18 protein-coding genes and 1 pseudogene are annotated in these 17,745 nt (G+C 71.3%); 12 read left to right on the top strand and 7 right to left on the bottom strand.

The window, feature by feature from the left end:
• Window positions 1–154: 154 nt before the first annotated feature.
• Both ACFYZZ_RS01725 and ACFYZZ_RS01720 read left to right on the top strand, forming a co-directional pair.
• Window positions 155–937: an alpha/beta fold hydrolase gene (locus ACFYZZ_RS01725; RefSeq protein WP_389170123.1), complete on the top strand. Its 783-nt coding sequence runs from the start codon at window positions 155–157 to the stop codon at window positions 935–937.
• The gene (locus tag ACFYZZ_RS01720) at window positions 934–2,274 is read left to right on the top strand and encodes a cytochrome P450 (protein ID WP_389170120.1); all 1,341 of its coding nucleotides are present in this window, start codon (window positions 934–936) and stop codon (window positions 2,272–2,274) included. Before ACFYZZ_RS01725 ends, ACFYZZ_RS01720 begins: the two co-directional genes overlap by 4 nt.
• Here ACFYZZ_RS01720 and ACFYZZ_RS01715 read toward each other — a convergent pair.
• Both ACFYZZ_RS01715 and ACFYZZ_RS01710 read right to left on the bottom strand, forming a co-directional pair.
• Window positions 2,251–3,459 (bottom strand): damage-control phosphatase ARMT1 family protein, encoded by a 1,209-nt coding sequence (locus ACFYZZ_RS01715; protein ID WP_389170118.1) that lies wholly within the window; start codon window positions 3,457–3,459, stop codon window positions 2,251–2,253. The two genes, ACFYZZ_RS01720 and ACFYZZ_RS01715, sit on opposite strands and share 24 nt — an antisense overlap.
• Window positions 3,460–3,481: 22 nt before the next feature.
• Entirely contained in the window at window positions 3,482–4,129 is a 648-nt protein-coding gene (locus ACFYZZ_RS01710) for a ScbR family autoregulator-binding transcription factor (protein ID WP_386575609.1), read from the bottom strand.
• A gap of 447 nt (window positions 4,130–4,576) precedes the next feature.
• Between ACFYZZ_RS01710 and ACFYZZ_RS01705 the strand changes: the two genes are divergently transcribed.
• Window positions 4,577–5,533: a lytic polysaccharide monooxygenase gene (locus tag ACFYZZ_RS01705; protein ID WP_389170115.1), complete on the top strand. Its 957-nt coding sequence runs from the start codon at window positions 4,577–4,579 to the stop codon at window positions 5,531–5,533.
• Between the two features lie 18 nt (window positions 5,534–5,551).
• Here ACFYZZ_RS01705 and ACFYZZ_RS01700 read toward each other — a convergent pair whose 3' ends face one another.
• The gene (locus ACFYZZ_RS01700; RefSeq protein WP_389170112.1) at window positions 5,552–6,205 is read right to left on the bottom strand and encodes a Tat pathway signal sequence domain protein; all 654 of its coding nucleotides are present in this window, start codon (window positions 6,203–6,205) and stop codon (window positions 5,552–5,554) included.
• A 767-nt stretch (window positions 6,206–6,972) separates the two neighbouring features.
• Here ACFYZZ_RS01700 and ACFYZZ_RS01695 point away from each other — a divergent pair.
• The 5 genes from ACFYZZ_RS01695 to ACFYZZ_RS01675 all read left to right on the top strand — a co-directional run bounded on the left by ACFYZZ_RS01695 (window position 6,973) and on the right by ACFYZZ_RS01675 (window position 10,418).
• Complete coding sequence (locus ACFYZZ_RS01695) at window positions 6,973–7,671, top strand: DUF6230 family protein (RefSeq protein WP_389170110.1); 699 nt, start codon at window positions 6,973–6,975, stop codon at window positions 7,669–7,671.
• Between the two features lie 4 nt (window positions 7,672–7,675).
• Window positions 7,676–8,125 carry a DUF6114 domain-containing protein gene (locus ACFYZZ_RS01690; RefSeq protein ID WP_389170107.1) on the top strand — a complete coding sequence of 150 codons (450 nt, stop codon included), beginning with the start codon at window positions 7,676–7,678 and terminating at the stop codon, window positions 8,123–8,125.
• Between the two features lie 53 nt (window positions 8,126–8,178).
• On the top strand, window positions 8,179–8,829 hold the full coding sequence (locus tag ACFYZZ_RS01685; protein ID WP_389170104.1) for a M15 family metallopeptidase: 651 nt from the start codon (window positions 8,179–8,181) through the stop codon (window positions 8,827–8,829).
• A gap of 118 nt (window positions 8,830–8,947) precedes the next feature.
• On the top strand, window positions 8,948–9,403 hold the full coding sequence (locus tag ACFYZZ_RS01680; RefSeq protein ID WP_097251767.1) for a tellurite resistance TerB family protein: 456 nt from the start codon (window positions 8,948–8,950) through the stop codon (window positions 9,401–9,403).
• A 28-nt stretch (window positions 9,404–9,431) separates the two neighbouring features.
• On the top strand, window positions 9,432–10,418 hold the full coding sequence (locus tag ACFYZZ_RS01675) for an Lrp/AsnC family transcriptional regulator (RefSeq protein ID WP_389170101.1): 987 nt from the start codon (window positions 9,432–9,434) through the stop codon (window positions 10,416–10,418).
• A 25-nt stretch (window positions 10,419–10,443) separates the two neighbouring features.
• Here ACFYZZ_RS01675 and ACFYZZ_RS01670 read toward each other — a convergent pair whose 3' ends face one another.
• The 4 genes and pseudogenes from ACFYZZ_RS01670 to ACFYZZ_RS01655 form a co-directional block, all read right to left on the bottom strand.
• Window positions 10,444–11,904 (bottom strand): MFS transporter, encoded by a 1,461-nt coding sequence (locus ACFYZZ_RS01670; protein WP_389170099.1) that lies wholly within the window; start codon window positions 11,902–11,904, stop codon window positions 10,444–10,446.
• 126 nt (window positions 11,905–12,030) lie between these two features.
• Window positions 12,031–12,183: an aromatic amino acid lyase gene (locus ACFYZZ_RS01665; RefSeq protein WP_389170096.1), complete on the bottom strand. Its 153-nt coding sequence runs from the start codon at window positions 12,181–12,183 to the stop codon at window positions 12,031–12,033.
• A 112-nt stretch (window positions 12,184–12,295) separates the two neighbouring features.
• Window positions 12,296–12,466 (bottom strand): annotated as a pseudogene (locus ACFYZZ_RS01660) (histidine ammonia-lyase); the annotation flags it as partial.
• A gap of 71 nt (window positions 12,467–12,537) precedes the next feature.
• Window positions 12,538–13,497, bottom strand: coding sequence for an ABC transporter substrate-binding protein (locus tag ACFYZZ_RS01655; protein WP_389170094.1), 960 nt, complete (start codon window positions 13,495–13,497; stop codon window positions 12,538–12,540).
• A 231-nt stretch (window positions 13,498–13,728) separates the two neighbouring features.
• Between ACFYZZ_RS01655 and ACFYZZ_RS01650 the strand changes: the two genes are divergently transcribed.
• The 4 genes from ACFYZZ_RS01650 to ACFYZZ_RS01635 are packed head-to-tail and all read left to right on the top strand — an operon-like array spanning window position 13,729 to window position 17,741.
• A complete protein-coding gene (locus ACFYZZ_RS01650; protein WP_389170091.1) occupies window positions 13,729–16,233 on the top strand; it encodes an ATP-binding protein in 2,505 nt (834 codons plus the stop codon).
• Complete coding sequence (locus ACFYZZ_RS01645; protein ID WP_145885352.1) at window positions 16,230–16,700, top strand: roadblock/LC7 domain-containing protein; 471 nt, start codon at window positions 16,230–16,232, stop codon at window positions 16,698–16,700. Before ACFYZZ_RS01650 ends, ACFYZZ_RS01645 begins: the two co-directional genes overlap by 4 nt.
• 32 nt (window positions 16,701–16,732) lie before the next feature.
• On the top strand, window positions 16,733–17,155 hold the full coding sequence (locus ACFYZZ_RS01640; protein ID WP_389170088.1) for a DUF742 domain-containing protein: 423 nt from the start codon (window positions 16,733–16,735) through the stop codon (window positions 17,153–17,155).
• Window positions 17,142–17,741 (top strand): ATP/GTP-binding protein, encoded by a 600-nt coding sequence (locus ACFYZZ_RS01635; protein WP_389170085.1) that lies wholly within the window; start codon window positions 17,142–17,144, stop codon window positions 17,739–17,741. The genes ACFYZZ_RS01640 and ACFYZZ_RS01635 overlap by 14 nt, the downstream gene beginning before the upstream one ends.
• Window positions 17,742–17,745 lie beyond the last annotated feature (4 nt).

The following is a 17,745-nucleotide window of genomic DNA, read 5'->3' as shown; positions in this document are numbered from 1 at the left end:
GGAAGCGCCATCCGCCCCCCGGCGATGATCACACCATCGCGTGAACCGCCTGTGAAGCAGGGAACTTCCGTGGTTTTCGGTTGCGTTGGCCTTGGCTCACGCGAGTCCCGTCCGCGCTCTTGCCGAGCCCCCGCGCGCGGGTCACGGTAGGCGCATGACCTCCTTCGTGCTGCCCCATGAGGTGCACGGCGACGGCATCCACAAGGTGTTCGCCGTGCACGGCTGGTTCGCCGACCGCTCCGCCTACGAGACCGTCCTGCCGGATCTCGACCGGACCGCCTTCACCTACGCGCTGGTCGATCTGCGCGGCTACGGAGCCGCCCGGGACGCCGTGGGCTCCTATACGACGACCGAGGCGGCCGTGGACCTGGTGGAGCTGGCCGACCGGCTGGGCTGGGAGCGGTTCTCGGTGATCGGGCACTCCATGGGCGGCGCGGTGGCACAGCGGCTGCTGTCGGTCGCCCCGCACCGGCTGCGCCGGATCGTCGGGGTCTCCCCCGTGCCCGCCTCGGGGCTGCCGCTGCCCGGCGAGCAGGGCATGCTGTTCACGGACGCGGCGCACCGGCCTGAGAACCGGCGCACGATCATCGACTTCACCACCGGGAGCCGCCGTCCCGATGCCTGGCTCGACCGGATGGTGGACCGTTCGCTGGAGCGCAGCGACGCGAAGGCGTTCCGGGCCTGGCTCGACTCCTGGGCGGGCGAGGACTTCCGCGCCGACGTCGAGGGCAGCGAGGTGCCCGCGCTGGCGGTGGCCGGCGAACTCGATCCGGCGCTGTCGCCCGCGCTGATGCGGGAGACGTGGATGTCCTGGTATCCGCGCGCCGAACTCGTGGGGCTGCCCGGTGCCGGGCACTACGCCATGGACGAGACTCCGCTGGAGCTGATCCGCACGGTGGAGGACTTTCTGCGAGCGGACGAGGGCGAGCCGGCGTGAGCGTACGGGAGGGGGTCCCGCCGGTGCCCGACGTCCCCGACGTCCCCGACGTCCCCGACGTCCCCGACGCCTTCGACCCGCGCCGGTACGCCGCCGGGGTGCCGTACGCCGACTACCGTCTCCTGCGCGACCATCACCCGGTCGCCTGGCAGGACGAGACCGAGCTGCTGGGCTGGCCGGCCGGGCCCGGGTTCTGGGCAGTGACCCGGCACGCCGACGTGGTCCGTGTGCTCAAGGACTCGGCGACGTACTCCTCGTACCTCGGCGCGACCCAGATCCGTGACCCCGACCCGGACGACCTGCCGTTCATACGGCGCATGATGCTCAACCAGGATCCGCCGCAGCACGGCAGGCTGCGGCGGCTGGTGAGCCGGGCGTTCACTCCGGGGCGCGTCGACCGGTTCACGGCGGTCGCGCGCGAGCGGGCCCGGACCCTGCTCGACCGGGCGGTGGACGAAGCCCGGTCGGGTAACGGCACGGTCGACCTGGTCGCCGCCGTCACCGACGAGTACGCCCTGCTCAACCTGGCGGATCTGCTGGGGGTTCCGGAGAGCGACCGGCGGCTGCTGCTGCACTGGACGCAGCGGGTCATCGGTTACCAGGATCCGGACGAGGCCGGCCCTGCGGTGCTGGACGAGAGGGGCAAGCCGGTCAACCCGCGTTCGCCGGCGATGTTGCGGGACATGTTCGCGTACGCCGGACAGTTGGCCGCATACAAGCGGCGGTATCCCGCCGACGACATCATGACCACACTCGCTCTCCCCCGGTTCTCGGCTTCGCTCGAACCGGGCGGTGCCCCCATCGCCGAACTCGCCGACGCCGAACTGGAGATGTTCTTCTTCCTGCTCACCGTCGCGGGCAACGACACCGTGCGCAGCGCGGCACCCGGCGGGCTGCTGGCCCTGGCGGAGCATCCGGAGGCGTACGAGCTGCTGCGCGCCGGCAAGGCCGAAATGTCAACCGCAGTGGACGAGTTGCTGCGCTGGCACCCGCCGGTCCTGACCTTCCGCCGGACCGCCGCGCAGGACACCGAGCTGGCCGGCCGGCGGATCCGGGCAGGCGACAAGGTCGTGGTGTTCCATGCCTCGGCCAACCGCGACGAGCGGGTCTTCACCGAGCCGGACCGGCTGGACCTCGCCCGCACACCCAACCCGCACGTGTCCTTCGGGGACGGCCCGCATGTGTGCCTGGGTGCCCACTTCGCCCGCCTGCAGCTGCGGCTGCTCTACGAGGAGGTGCTGCGGACCCTGCCCGGCCTGCGCCCCGCGGGACCGGCAGGACGTCTGGTGTCCAACTTCATCAACGGCCTCAAGTCACTTCCCGTGCAGGTCGCTTGAGACGTTCGAGGCGTTCACCTGGATCAGCGCGTGGGTGCCGCCGGTGCGCCAGGCCTGCCCCTCCGTCGCGGCCAACGCGGCCTCGGTGTCCGGGGTCAGGCCGGTGATCACGTCGGACTTCAGGGTGCGCAGGGTGGCGACCGGGCCGGGGAAGTAGGCGGTCACCTCCTGGAAGGACGTGGTGGGCGGCCACAGCCGGTCGCCCACCAGACGCCGGTAGTTGAGGTCGCCCTTGAAGAGGGTCAGCGTGGCCGAGGCGAACTCGGCGCGCAGGTCGTCCGGTTGGTCGGCGTACGGCAGCGGGGCGCAGGAGAAGGGGTGGGCGCGCACCGTGAGGCGGCCGTCGGCCATGGCCGACCAGAGCGTGCGCCCGTACCCGGCGGCCGCGCCCGGCGCCACGGCGAGGCGCTGCAGGGCGTCGACCACGTCGGCGGTCGTGGCGTCGGAGACGTAGTAGGGGTACGGCTTGACGTGCAGGACCGCCCGGCCGATCCGGCCCTCGGCGAGGAGATGGGCGATCAGGAGCAGGTCGGGGACGAGTTCGCGGCCCGCGTTGTCCGCGACCAGCACCAGCGTGCCCGTGCCGGAGGGCGGCAGCAGCGACCACAGGGTCTCGCTGTCGTCGGCGACCAGAGCGGGGACCGGCTGCGCGGCCTCGGCGCCCGCGGCGGACAGCCGGAAGCCGAGGTCGGCGCGGTTGCCCCACAGCGAGCCGTGCAGCAGGGCGCGCGCCCGCTCCGGCTCCGTACGGTCCTGGAGCGCGTCGAGCGCGGCGAGTTCCTCGTCGGTCTCCGGCGCGTCGAGTTCGGCACGCTTGAAGGGACGGAAAGGGTCGATGCCCTGCCAGGCACCCGGGCCGAACCAGCCGACGGCGTCGAGCAGCCGACGGTAGAAGTGGCTCTCGGACCACAGCCACGGCACGTCGAACCAGGACCGGCCGACGTAGTCGTCCAGCCCCCAGGCCCGCCACCTGTCCCGGTCACCGGCACCCTCGGGCAGCGGTTCGATCACACCTTCGGTGCAGCTCTTCAGCAGCTCGTCCAGCGCGCGGTGCTGCCCGGGGGCGTACGGGAACGCGTCCCGCACCTGCCGGATGATCGCGGGGTGCCGCTGGGCCAGCACACTGTGCGGGAACGAGCCGGGTTCGTCGCCGACGATGACGGGTGCCGTGGGGGTGTCGGGCATGGGCGTCACCGTATCGCGCGGGTCAGCCGGTTCTTGTCTCCCGTTCCAGCTGCGTGGCGAGGGTCAGATAGCGGGGGCGGCGGTGCACCGGCACCAGGCCCCGGACCATCAGGTGCCACATCTCCGCCACCCTGCGGGGCAGCCGTCCGACCGGTTCCAGTGAGCGGCCGGCGACCCGGGTGCCGATGAAGAAGCACACGAGGGAATGAGCGACGACACCGACATCGGTCTCGGCGTGCACATCCGCCTCCTTCACGGCACCGCTGAACTTACGGGTGGCGAACTCCAGCCACTCCGTGAAGGGGTGCCTCAGCGGCGGCCGTACGGTGACGTCCGCGGTGGCGAGGCGAAGTCCGGCGCGCGGCACCGGATCCTCCACGGCCAGCCGTGCGATGGCGAACGTGGCACGCATCAGGGCCTCCAGCGAGGTGTAGCCCCGGCCCTCGACATCGGCCACCACCTGCTGCGCGGCCCTGGCCTGCAGTTCCAGGATGGCGTGGGCCAGATCCTCCTTCGCGGCGAAGTGGAAGTACAACGCCCCCTTGGTGACCTGCGCGTGGCCCACGATGTCGCTCAAACTGGTGGATTCGTAGCCCTGTCGGTCGAACAGATCGGCGGCAGCAGTGATGATCGTCGCCCGGGTCTGCTCAGCGCGTAATTGCCTCGCCATCAACTGACCCCTCCTTGCAGCTCTACCGAACGGGACACGCGGTTTGTTTTGACTCACGCATACGATAACTCACCCAGCGCCAAAGGGAGTCAGCCGGTCGCACTTCCATGTGTCACACGTTCCGTCCACCCGCACGACACCAGGCCAGGGCATGACACTCCGCAAACGGACGGCCTCATAACGCACTCCTTCCATCACTTCTGCATGTTTCCGGAAGCCAAGGAAGCCAAGGCACTGTGCTCACCGTGCCCTTGACCGCCTCGGCAGGAGGCTCGGGGCCCATGTTCCGGTCGAGCCTCGCGGTGACCCGCAAAAACCGTCTGACCGGTCGGGTGCGGTGCGCCGAGGGGCACCAGGAACGCCGGAGTGGCTGAACGCTACGGACATGGGCCCCGTACTGGACTCAGCAGACCCCGTTCCCGCGCCTGCCGAGGAGAAGTGCCCCGGATGACTCGGATGACCGCCCGCCTGAGCGTCACGGCGGCCGCTGCGGCGACCCCACTCCTGCTCCTGCCGTGGGCGGCGGGGCCTGCCCAGGCGCACGGTGCCCCCACGGACCCGGTCAGCCGGGTGTACGCCTGCTCGCCCGAGGGCGGCAGCGCGAACCGGTCGGCGGCCTGTCGCGCGGCGATCAGCGAGAACGGCGCCCCGTTCACCGCGTGGGACAACCTGCGCGTGGCGGAGGTGAACGGCCGGGACCGGCAGGTGATTCCGGACGGAAAACTGTGCAGCGGAAACCTGCCCGCCTACCGGGGCCTCGATCTGGCCCGGCGGGACTGGCCGGCGACCCGGCTGACGCCCGGCGGCAAACTGACGATGACGTACGCCTCGACGATCGCGCACACGGGCACGTTCAGGCTGTACCTCACGAAGCCCGGCTACGACCCGTCGAAGCCGCTGAAATGGGCGGACCTGCCCACACGTCCCTTCGCCGAGGTCACGGACCCGCCGCTGACGAACGGGGCGTACCACTTCCGGGCGACTCTGCCGTCGGACCGGACGGGTCGTCAGGTTCTCTACACGATCTGGCAGAACAGCAGCACGCCGGACACGTACTACTCGTGTTCCGACGTGGTGTTTCCAGGGGCGAGCAAGGGGGCGGGGTCGAAGTCGGGCTCGGGCACGGGCACGGGCTCGGCGGAGGCCGCGGAGACTGCCGCCGCCTCGCATGCGCCGGCGAGCACTCACCCCGCACGGACGGAGACTGCGCAGCCGTCGTCCGGGACGCCAACTCCTGCCGAGAGGAAGGGAATTTCGGCCGGCGCCACCGGCGACAGCACGCCGGTGGCCGACACCACCCGCGCGGACGCGGGCCCCTCGGCGCCGTTGCTGGCGGGCGGCGCCGCCGCGGTGCTGGTGCTCACCGGGGGCGCCGCCCTGGTTCTGCGTCTACGACGACGCTGAACGTCTCTCCTGCGAGAGTCAGTTGACGTAGACCCGGGCGCCCGCGTCCGCGACCGGGGCGTACTTGGCGGTGAAGTAGCCGTTCGCGAAGCACAGCGACGAACCGGAGCTCTTCGTGAACTGCTGGTTGGTGAAGGCGATGCTGCTGTCGCTGTTGTCGGCCTTGCCCGTCAGGCTCGGCGCCTGGTAGACGCAGGTGATGGTGCCCAGCAGGGTGCGCAGCTTCACCGTGGTCTGGATGGTGGAGCCACTGCCCGGCGAGACGGTGAGGGTGCCGTCGGAGGCGACCGTCGCGGTGTAGGGCAGGTTGTCGACCGTGATGCTGCTGACGCCGAGCACACCGGTGACGTTGCTGGTGCAGCTGGTGCTGTCGAAGGAGTGCCCGGTGACCGACTCGGTGGCCGTGCCGGGTGCGGTCGGGTTGCCCGTGACCGTGGCGGTGAACTGCGACGACGTGCAGGTGACCCCGCTGGTGCCGGTCGCGCTGGAGTAGAGCGTCGCGGTCGTGCCACTGGCCAGCGGTGCGGTCAGGGTGTCGCCGACCGCGGCGGCGGTGCCGCCGGCGCTGCCCGTGGTGAGGACGGCACTTCCGTCCGCGGAGGCGGGGACGGCCATGGCAACGGTGAGCGCGGTGACGGTGCCGGCGAGGGCAAGGAGGGATCGCGTACGCATGCGGGTGCCTCTTTTCTGGGGTGGGGGGCAACACGTGAGGTCAGGTGGGGGGTGTGGGTGACGTGGGGGTGTGGCTGGCGTGGGGGGTGGCGCTGTGGGGGCGGTGACGCGGGTGGGGGCGATGACGCTGGGTGGGGGCGCGTGGCGCGCCGTGGAGCTGGGGGCTGGTGCGGGGTGAGGGTGCCGCCGACGCCGGGCCGTGACGCCTTCTCCGTACGTGACGGACCGGCGACGGCGGCCGGCCGGGCACCGGCCGAAGACCTCGGGGGAAGGCCTCCGGCCGGGCCGGACAAGGGGCGGCCGGGCACGGACCGAGGAGGGAAGCGACCGTGCCGATACCGCGCTGGTGCGGAGCGGTTGTCGAAGGAAGGAAGGCAGAGCGGTTACCCAAATGAAGGCCGGGAACGCGGCCGATGCCGCTCGGCGGATCCGGCGCCACGGATCCGGGGAAACCAGGGAGAGTTGTAGACCTGCTCAACCATCAACGTCAAGGCGCAACAAGGGAGTTGCTGTTCACCGGGGGCTGTCGGATACCGCTTCGGAACGCGGCTGGTCGGCACCCGCGCACATCCAACACCCTTTTTTCACAACTCCCTTGACCCTCGAAAGTAACCGGCGGTAACTTCCTCGAAGGCTACTGCCGCGTAACGAGAAAGCCCTTGCATCCGCCGGGAGTGCGAGGAGGCGTGTGCGGCAGCCGCTGTCCGCGCCAGGACAACGCGCCACTGAAGCCCAACCTGCATTGATCTATGCCCCTGGGAGCAGACATGGCCTCGTCCCCGGACCTCTCGTCCGCCGACAACACCCCCGAGAACCCGGGAAGCGGTTCCCCGTCCGAAGCCTCAGCCACGTCCGGGACCGCCGCCGGCGGCGAAAGACGAGGTCGGGTACGACTGCGCAGGGCCGCTGTCATGGCGGTGCCCGCCACCATGGTCGCCGCGGGCCTCGCGATCCTCACCGCGGAGGGCGCGCTGGGTGTGCAGTTCGCGATCTCCGGTATGCCGTTCACCGTCACGGCGACGGAACTCAACGGCACCGGCTTCGAGCAGTTCGGCGGGCTCGACAACATGGCGGACGGCAGCCCGAACGCCGGGGACACCGGCGGGCAGGTGCTCGTCGTCACCTCCGCGATCAAGAACGCCACGCTCACCAAGCTGTGCCAGAGCGTCGACCTGGGCGGCACCAACCTGAAGATCACCGCGGGCGGCGGCGAACACAAGGTGACCGCGAGCGACCTCACCACCGACTCGACCGAGCTGTCGGGCGACGCGGCCTTCGACAACATCGAGATCGGCAACGACGCGAGCACGCTGAACAAGGCGAACGCGAAGGGCCCGATCGGCGTCTTCAGCCAGCAGGCCGACACCGTGCACATCGGCAACCTGCGGCAGACCAACTACGCGACCACCGCCGGTGTGTTCAGGCTGCCCGGACTCAAGCTGAGCTTCAGCGACAAGGCCTGCTGATCCGATGCCGGAGCGTCCACGTCAGGGACTGAGGCCCGCCTTCCGCAGATGGCGGGCCCGCCGGCCGTTCTGGGGCGGGCTGCTGCTGGCCCTCGGCGGCGGCGAGATCCTGCTCACTGAGAAGGCCTCGCTGAAGGTCGTGATGCACATCGGCATGCAGGGCCTGGCCGGCTATCTGCTGCCGACGCTGATGCTGATCCTGGGTCTGCTGATCCTCTTCAACCCCTCCCAGCGGCTCTTCTACTCCCTCACCGGCGTCCTGCTCGCCCTGGGCACCTGGCTCACCTCCAACCTGGGCGGCTTCTTCATCGGCCTCCTCCTCGGCGTCACCGGCAGCTGCCTCGCCTTCGGCTGGCTCCCCGACCAGGAGCCCCGGGTGAGCCGCCGCCGACGCCGCAGGGCGGCCCGGGCCGCGGGGCAGGGGCTCGGGGAAGAAGCCGGCGAACCGGCTTGATTTCGACGCTCGACCACCCACCGCCGAATCGGACCGTCGGCAATGCTCCATGCATGAACGAGATCGTGCTGATGTCAGATCCGAAGATCGCGGCCGTCCCGGTGCTCGACTGCGGTGAACCGCTCGTGGACGTCCGGCTGCGGGACCTCGCCGTCGATGCCCGCACAACCGATGACTCGGGGGCGTTCGCGCATCTGCGAGAAGGGGTGCTGACCCGGCTCCTCAAGGCTCAGGAGCTGCTGCCGGACGGCATACGGGTGCTGTTCGTCGAGGGGTACCGGCCGCCCGCGCTGCAGCGCCACTACTTCGAGAGCTATGCCGGCACACTGCGCGGCGACCACCCGGACTGGTCGCCGACGCAGGTCCGGGATGCCGCGAGCCGGTACGTGTCGCCGCCGGAGATCGCGCCGCACAGCGCCGGCGCCGCGGTCGACCTCACCCTGGTCACCGCCGACGGGCAGGAACTCGACATGGGGACCCGGCTGAACGCCAGCCCGGAGGAGAGTGCGGGTGCCTGCTACACGGACGCCGAGAACGTCGGCCCAGAGGCACGTGCCAACCGGCGGATCCTCGGGGACGCCCTGACCGCCGCGGGCCTGGTGAACTACCCCACCGAGTGGTGGCACTGGTCCTTCGGCGACCGCTACTGGGCCCTGGCCACCGGAGCCGACAGCGCGATCTACGGCCCGCGCGAACTCGGCTGACCGGGAATTCGGTCCAGGTTGCCGGAACTTATCGGCCGCCCCAGACGTTTCTACGGTGCTGTAGAAGTTGGCGTGGACGTTTCGTCGAGGCATTCGACCGTGGATACGAGGAGTTCGTATGGCCCTGTGGGACCGCGTCAAGGAGTCGGCGTCGCAGATGCAGACCCAGTTGGTGGCGAAGAAGAACGACCTGAAGAGCGGCGCCTTCCGCGACGCGAGCATGGCGATGTGCGCGCTCGTGGCCGCTGCCGACGGCACGATCGACCCGTCGGAGCGACAGCGGGTGGCGCAGCTCATCGCGACGAACGAGGTGTTGCAGAACTTCCCGGCCGACGACCTGAGGCGCCGCTTCGAGGAGAACCTGAACAAGCTGACCACCGACTTCGACTTCGGCAAGGTGAGCGTGCTCCAGGAGATCGCCAAGGCGAAGAAGAAGCCCGCCGAGGCGCGGGCCGTGGTGCAGATCGGCATCGTCATCGGCGGTGCGGACGGGGACTTCGACAAGACCGAGCAGGCGGTCGTACGTGAGGCGTGCTACACGCTCGACCTGCCGCCGCACGAGTTCGACCTCTGATCCGTCGCCACCCGCGAGGATGGAGGGCATGCTCGACGACCTCGACCGTGCCCTCATCCACGCCCTGCACCTTGACGGCCGGGCGCCGTTCAGCAGGATCGCCGGGGTGCTCGGTGTCTCGGCGCAGACGGTCGCCCGCCGCTACCGCCGCCTGCGCACCGAAGCCGGGCTGCGGGTGGTGGGCCTGCCCGACCCGCACCGGGCCGGGCGTACGCAGTGGCTGGTACGGCTCACGGCTTCGGCGCGGTCCGCGCAGGACATCGCCGCGGCGCTGGTACGGCGGCCCGACACGTCCTGGGTGAAGCTGACCTCGGGCGGGACGGAGATCACCGCAGTGATCCACGCCCCGGCCGAGGAGGCTTCCCCTGACTCCCTTCTCCTGCGGGACATTCCACGCACCGGCGGCATCACCGCCGTGTCCGCGCACCTCCTGCTGCACACCTACCTGGGCGGATCCTCGAACTGGCGCCGCAGCGCCCAGGGCCTCGACGAGGAGCAGCGGGCGGCGCTGGAGTACCGGGGCAGCATTCAGGCCGTCCGCCAACCCCGCTCGGGCGACGCCGAGTTGCTGGCCGCGCTGGAGAAGGACGGGCGGCTCGGCCAGGGGGAGCTGGCGCGGGCCACCGGCTGGTCGCCCGACACGGCGGCCCGGCGGCTGGCCGAACTCCGCTCGGTGGGCGCGCTGTTCTTCGACGTGGAGATCGACGCCGGGATGTTCGGGGTACGCACCCGGGCGCTGCTGTGGCTGTCGGTGCGCCCGGCGAACTTGGAGGAGGTCGGTCTCGCCCTGGCAGGCCACGACGAGCTGGCCTTCGTGGCGGCGACCACCGGCCCCACGAACCTGGTCGCCCAGGCCCTCTGCCGCGACCCGGCCGACCTGCACCGGTACCTCACCCGACGACTCGGCGCACTCCCGGCGATCCGCACCCTGGAGACGAGCCCCGTCCTACGCACCCTGAAGGCGGCGAGCCCGTCGCTGACGGACCTGGCACGGGTGCGGCGCGCATCGTGGTGAGGTCGGTCCAGGTCCCGCGCGAGGGCTAGCGCGCCTCCTTCGCGCCCGTCCTGACGCTCGTCTCCCCGCCCGTCCTGACACTCGCCTGCGCACCCACCCGGGCGCTCGCCGCCGCGCACACTCCCACGAGCCCCACCGCCACCCAGCACGCGGCCTGGGCTGCCCGCAGGGCCGCGGCCGGATTCCCGGATCCGGCACCGGCCAGGTACACGCTGCCGAGGACTGCCACACCCAAGGTGGCGCCGAGTTGCTGGACCGCGTTGAGGAGCCCGGCCGCCGAGCCGATCTCCTGGGGGCGCAGCGGGTGCAGGGCCAGGGTGAAGAAGGCCGGGGTGAACAGGCCTGCGCCGAGGCCGATGAGGGCGAGGGCGGGCAGGAGCGCGCCGGGGTAGTGGCCGGGGGTGGCCGTGCGGTAGGCGGCTACGGCGGCGAGCAGACCGGTCAGGAGCACGCCGAGCCCGTACGGCATCACGCGGCGCCCGTACCGCCGTACGAGACGGGCGCCCGCCAGCCAGGACGCGACCGCGAGGCCGGCCGACCACGGGATCAGGCTGAGGCCCGCCGCCAGTACGCCGGTGTGTGCGCCGAGTTGGAGTTGGAGGACGACCACCGTCGTCGTTCCGGTGGTCACCGCGAAGAAGGCGGTCGAGGTGACCAGGGCGGCGGGGAAGCCACGGTGGGTGAACAGGCTCGGCTCCAGAAGGGGCCGGGCCGAGCGACGCTGGTGCCGTGCGAACAGGGCGAGGACGAGCACCCCGGCGAGCAGCAGCGCCCAGCGGTGTGCGGGCAGTCGGGTGACGTCGGCGCCGATGACGGGATACACGACGAGTCCAGTGCCGAGCGCCGCCAGGGCCGTACCCGGCCAGTCGAGGGCGGGCCGGCTCGGCGCCCGGTCCTCCGGGAGCAGCGGGGCGAGGGCGAGGACCACCGCGGAGACGGGCAGGTTCACCAGGAACGCGGACCGCCAGGAGGAGCCGAACAGGTCGGCGTGGGTCAGCACACCGCCGAGGACGGGTCCGCAGACGGCGGCGAGGCCCATGACCGGACCGATGCTGCCCAGCGCCCGGGCCGTCTCCTCCCCCGAGAACATCGCCTTGATCAGCCCGATGGTCTGCGGGACGACCAGGGCCGCCGCCGCGCCCTGCACCACCCGGAAGCCGATCAGCAGGCCCGCCGTGGGCGCCAGGGCGCAGGCCGTCGAGGCCACCGTGAAGGCCACGACACCGAGGACGAACAGCCGGCGTCGGCCCGCCAGGTCGCCGAGCCGTCCGCCGGTGATCAGCAGCACCGCGAACGGCAGGGTGTAGGCGGTGCCGAACCACTGGACGTCGGAGACCGGGCCGCCCAGGTCGGCGTGGACGGCGGGCGCGGCGACCTGGACGACGGTCGCGTCCAGCAGGTTCATCGCCTCGCCCAGGAGCAGGGCGAACAGGGCGGCCCAGCGATGGCGGTAGGCCTCGGCGGGCAACACGCGTTCCGTGGTCATGGGGGTCCTCTCACGCTCGGCACGTAGCGGTCACGGGTCAGCGTGGGAGTGCGAGGAAGGTGGGCTCCAACCAGGCGCAGAGAGGTGCGGATTTCTTCCGTCACACCCGTGGTCCGTGCGGAAAACTCACGCGTTGGCCAAGTCGCCCGTGCCGATGCCGCCGTACGCGTTGACGGCCGGGTGGACGTGTAGGCGGAGGGCCTCGGTGAGGGCTGTGACGAAGGAGGGGTGGATGCCGGAGCCGCCGGACAGGAGCTGGTTGGCCCGTACGGCGAGCATCGCGCGGATCGGGCGGGGCGGCAGGAGGGGGCCCGCCGCCGCCTGCGTGGCTGCGCAGGATGCGTAGGCCGTGGGCGGTCTCGTCGGCGGGGTCGACGGGGACCGAGCTGTGGGCGCCGACGCCGGTGCCGCGGTCGTACCAACGGCCGCCCGCGGCGAGGCGGTCGGCCTGCTCGCGGGCGCGGTGGAGCCGGTCCTGGGCCGATGGATCCAGGGCGGGTTCGGCCGTGGCGTCGGCGAGGCGGATCAGGTCCGGCAGGGACAGGGCCGTTCCGTCCAGCACGACGCGGGTGTCCCCGGCCTCCGGGGGCACCCGCGTCGTCGGGTCCACGGTCGCGTCCGCGCCGCGGTGCGTCAGTCGAGACCGGCGGACTTCAGCCAGGCCTTGGCGACGTCCAGCGGGTCCTTGCTCTGCGACGCCACCTGGGTGTCCAGGTCCAGCAGGGTCGCCGTGTCCAGCTTGGCGGAGACGGCGTTGAGCGCGTCGACGCCCTTCTGAGGCAGGGCGCTCTTGTAGACGAGCGGCTGGACGTTCTCGAAGCCGAAGAGGTTCTTCGGGTCCTGCAGGACGACGAACTTCTCCTTGGAGATGTCCGCGTCCGTGGTGAAGACGTCCGCGGCCTGCACGGCGTCCTTCTTCAGCGCCGCCTTGGTGAGCGGGCCGCCCGCGTCCAGCGCCTTGAAGGACTTGAACTCCAGGCCGTAGACGTCCTTCAGGCCGACCAGGCCCTGCTGCCGGGTCTGGAACTCCGGCGAGGCGCCGATGACCAGGTCCTTCGCGATGTCCTTCAGGTCGGCAATGGACGACTTGCCGGTCAGGTTGTACTTCTTCGCGGTGGCCGCGTTGAGCGTGACCGAGTCCTTGGACTGCGCGGGCGAGGGCTCCAGCACGGTCAGCTTGGAGTCCAGTTTGGCCTCGACGGCCGACGTGGTCGCCTCGACGGTCTTGGGCTTGGCCTTCGGGTCGAGATAGGCCAGCAGCGCACCGTTGTACTCGGGCAGGACCGATACGGCCCCGTTCTTGAGCAGACCGTAGGTGGTCTCGCGGCTGCCGATGTTCGGCCGGTAGGAGACCTTGATTCCCTTGGCCTTGAGGGCCTCGCCGTAGATGTCCGCGAGCAGGATGCTCTCGGCGAAGTTGTTGGATCCGACGACCACGCCGTCGCCGCCGGCCTTGCTGTCCGAAAGGGGGTTGTCGCCCTTGTCGTCGGAGGAGTTACAGCCCGCCAGCAGGGCCGTCGCCGCCGCGAGGGCGACCGCCGCCGCGCCTCGGTTCCTCCGGATGGGCCTGCTGATGCGCTTGGTGGAAGTCACACAACTGATCCAATCCAGCCAGTTCTCGGTCAGTCAAGTGTCTCTGGGTCACCGATTGGCTTCGATGCGCGGTCAGTTGCATGCAGAGAGCGCTCACCTTGTAACTCATTCTTGATAAAAGGCGAGGTGATTGCCCCTTCAAGGGGCCTGTAGTCTCACGGGAGTCGAATTCGGTCACAGCGGTGCACGGGGCCCGCTTCCGCCGTAAGGCACCCTCATGAAGGAGGCCCGGTGTCCACGAACCAGGTGGACGCGCCCGCCCGGCATGCCCCGGTACACGGCGGTGTACGAGGCTTCGCCGACCGCTGGCCCTTCCGGCGCAAGCTCAACCTGCTCGTCGCCATCCCGCTCGCGGTGATCGCCGCCCTGCTGTCGTACCTCGTCAACGACCTGGTCGAGCAGTCGGACACCGCCGAGTCGGCGGCCCGGACGGTGCGGGACAGTGCGCAGGTGGCCCGGCTCGTGGACCGCGTCGAGGCCGAGCATCAGCAGGCGATCCTGCTGTCCGCGCGCTACGAGACCGGCTGGTCCAAGCCCTCGCTCGCCGCCTACCGCGCCGCGCAGGAAGGGGTGAAGGCCCAGACCGAGAAGGTGCGCGCCACCTACGGCGACCGGCTGCCGTACGCCGAGGAACAGGCCCTCAGGGACGTCGACGACCTCTCCAGCCTGCGCCAGAGCGTCGAGCGGGGCTATCTGCCGGCCGACAACATCGACCCTCCCTACGTCGACGCGACACGCCACCTGCTCGACAGCCTCGGACTCGACCACAACACCACTCTCTCGTCGGCCTTCACCGGCAACCTGCTGGACTCCCTGCTGCGCGCCGACGCCGCACACGGCGCCTTCGAGACGAGCGTGTTCTCCGCGACGACCGGGGACACCAACGCGCTGATCGAGTTCACCAACGCGGTCGGCTCGTACGACCTCTACACGCACCAGGCCGACCGCTTCGGCCGGTTCGCCACCGAGCGCCAGGCACGGCAGCTGGCCGGCATCGACCACACTCCCGCGCAGCAGCGCATCGCGCAGGCGTACGCCGACTTGCAGATCGACCCCACCCAACTGGAGGCCGGGTCGCGGGCCGAGATGCGCCGGGCGGTCCAGGACGCGCTGGCCGACTCCCCCAACTACCCCGAACAGGCTGCCGCCCGGCTGAAGATCACCACCTCGCTGATCGGCCAGATCGCCGACCGCGCCGACCGCGAGGCCTCCTCCGCCAAGTGGCACGCGCGGCTGCTGCTGTACGGCACGCTGGTGGCGTTCGCGCTGTGGATCGCCTTCGCGGTGCTGGTGCGCCGCTCGGTGGTGCGGCCCGTGCAGGCGCTCACCGGGGCCGCGCAGGAGGTCGCCGAGGTGGCCGGGCGCGAGCTGGACCGAGTGGCCGACGACGACGCCGAGGACGACGGGCCGCCCCGGCTGCGGGACATGCCGGTCACCGCGCGCGACGAGATCGGCGACCTGGCCGAGGCCTTCAACCGGGTGCAGACCACCGCCGCGGCCCTGCTGGAACGCCAGGTGCTCAGCCGCCGCAACACCGCCGAGATGTTCGGCAACGTCGGCCGCCGGGTCAGCAACCTGACCACCCGCCAACTCGCGCTGATCGACGCCGTGGAGCGCGGCGAGACCGACCCCGCGCTGTTGGAGCGCCTCTACTCCATCGACCACATCGCGGTGCGCCTGCGCCGCAACGCCGACAGCCTGATGCTGCTGGCGGGCATCCGCGAGACGGCGCTGGACGGCGGGCCCCTGGCGCTCTCCAACGTGGTGCGGGCCGCGCTCGGGCAGATCGAGGGCTATCAGCGGGTCCGGCTGTACGCCGCCTCGGACACCATGGTCGAACCCGACATCATCGGCGACCTGACCCTGATGATGGCCGAACTCGTGGAGAACGCGGTGTCGTTCTCCCCCGAGGGCAGCCCGGTGGAGGTGACCGTCCGGTCCGGTGCCGAGGGCGCCCACGTCGTCGTCACCGACCACGGCCTCGGCATGAGCGCCGAGCGGCTCGCCGAGGAGAACGCCCGCCTGATCCGCCGCGAACGCCTGGACCTGGTGCCGACGAAGGTGCTCGGCCTGTTCGTGGTGGGCGCGCTGGCCCGGCGCTGGGAGATCGGGGTGGAGCTGACGCGTACGCCCGGCGGCGGTGTGACGGCGGAGGTGACGCTCCCGTCCTCGCTGCTGCTGACGATGAGCCCGGTGGCGGAGCCAGTAGCCGTGGCGCCGACGGCAGCGGACGTCCCGTCCGGACCGGTGCCGTCCAGCTCCGCCGAGCAGAAGACTGACTCCGCCGAGCAGAAGACCGAAACCGCCGGGCACAAGACCGACTCCGCCGCGGAGAAGACCGAACCCGCCGGAAGCAGGCCCGACTCCGCCGGGGAGAGCACCGGCCCCGCAGTCCCCCTGCCCCGCCGTGTCCCGAGCCGTGAGACCGCCGCCCCCACGGAGCAGCCGCAGCTCGTCCCCTCCGGCACCGCCCGCCCCCTGCGCCGCCGGGTGCGCGGGGCCACGCTCCGGACGACCACAGGCGCCTCCGAGGCCGCACCGCAGACGGCGCGCACCCGCGACGCCGAGGCGGAGCGCAGCGCGCTGGAGGAGTTCGAGGCGGCGGTGGAACGCGCCCATCGGGACTGCGACACCGGAAGTCACGCGCGACCGCACCCCGAGGAGACCTCCTCCGCTCCCCCCACGCCGACCCCGCCGCACGACCCGAACCACCTTCCGGAAGGAGCCGAGCAGTGAGCACGTCGACAGGTGACACCCCGACGGGCGGCACCGCGCCGACCGACCTGCAGGCAGCCGCAGCCGACTTCACCTGGCTGCTGAACCGTTTCGCGACCGAGACCGCGGGCGTCGTCGACGCGATCGCGGTCTCCTCCGACGGCCTGCTGATCGCCGTGTCGGAGCTGCGCGAGCGCGCCCACTCCGAGCGGCTCGCCGCGATCGTCTCGGGCATCACCAGCCTGGCCGCCGGCGCCTCCGGCAACTACGGCCTGGGCGGCCTGAACAAGGTCATCATCGACCTGGAGGGCGGCCATGTCATCGTCTCCGCGATCGGCAGCGGCGCCGTCCTCGGCGTGGTCACCGACAAGGACGCCAAGCTCGGCAACATCGCCTACGAGATGACGGTGTTCGCCAACCGCGCCGGTGCGGCGCTCAGCCCGCAGCTGGTGCTGGAGCTGAAGAACACCGTGGGCGCCACGCGCTGAGGCGCGCGCCCGGACAGGAGGAGTGGACAGCCATGGCGGACGGCACCCGGCCCCCGGGCCCGGACCCGGACCCGGTCGGCCCCGCCCCCGCCGTACGGCCGTTCCTGGTCACCGCCGGCCGGGTGGCGGATGCCGCTCCCGGCCGGTCCATGCCCGTGGAGACCCAGGTGGTGGCCACCGCGGCGGGTCTCGACGCGCTCGGCCGGCTCTCCTTCGAGCGGTACGACATCGTCGCCGCCTGCCGGCTGCCGCAGTCGATCGCGGAACTCGCGGCCCGGCTGCGGCTGCACCTCAACGTGGTCCGTGTCCTGGCCGAAGACCTGCGCGAGGCGGGACAGCTGACGGTCCACGTACCCGACGCCGCGGCCACCCACGACGCCTCCGTCCTGCGCAGGGTTATCGACGGCCTCCGGGCCGTCTCCGACTCCCGAGGGGTACCGAGTGACACCGACTGAACCGCTCACCCGGGGCACGGCCGGGCCCGCCGCCGTGCGGCCGCCGCTGCCGGTGAAGATGGTGATCGCGGGTGGCTTCGGCGTGGGCAAGACCACCACCGTCGGCTCGATCTCGGAGATCGAGCCGCTGACCACCGAGGCGTCGATCACCGAGGTCGCGGCGGGCGTGGACGACCTCACGCACACCCCGCGCAAGACCACGACGACGGTGGCGCTGGACTTCGGCTGCATCACCATCGACCCGACGCTGAAGCTGTATCTGTTCGGCACGCCCGGGCAGGAGCGGTTCGGGTTCATGTGGGACGACATCGTGGAGGGCGCGGTCGGCGGTCTCGTCATCGTCGACACCCGCCGACTGGACGACTGCTACGCGGCCGTCGACTACTTCGAGCACATGGACATCCCGTTCGCGGTGGCGGTCAACGCCTTCGACGGGAAGGTGGAGCACTCCCTGGACGAGGTCCGCTGGGCGCTCGACGTCTCCGACGGCGTCCCGGTCGTGGTGTTCGACGCCCGGGAGCGCGGCTCGGTGCGGGACGCGCTGCTCGTCGTACTCGAACTGGCGCTGGCCCGCACCGAGCAGTGACGCC

Origin of the sequence: Streptomyces sp. NPDC001816, from assembly GCF_042892235.1 — a bacterium.
Taxonomy (GTDB): Bacteria; Actinomycetota; Actinomycetes; order Streptomycetales; family Streptomycetaceae; genus Streptomyces.
This window is presented reverse-complemented; position numbering and strand designations above follow the sequence as displayed.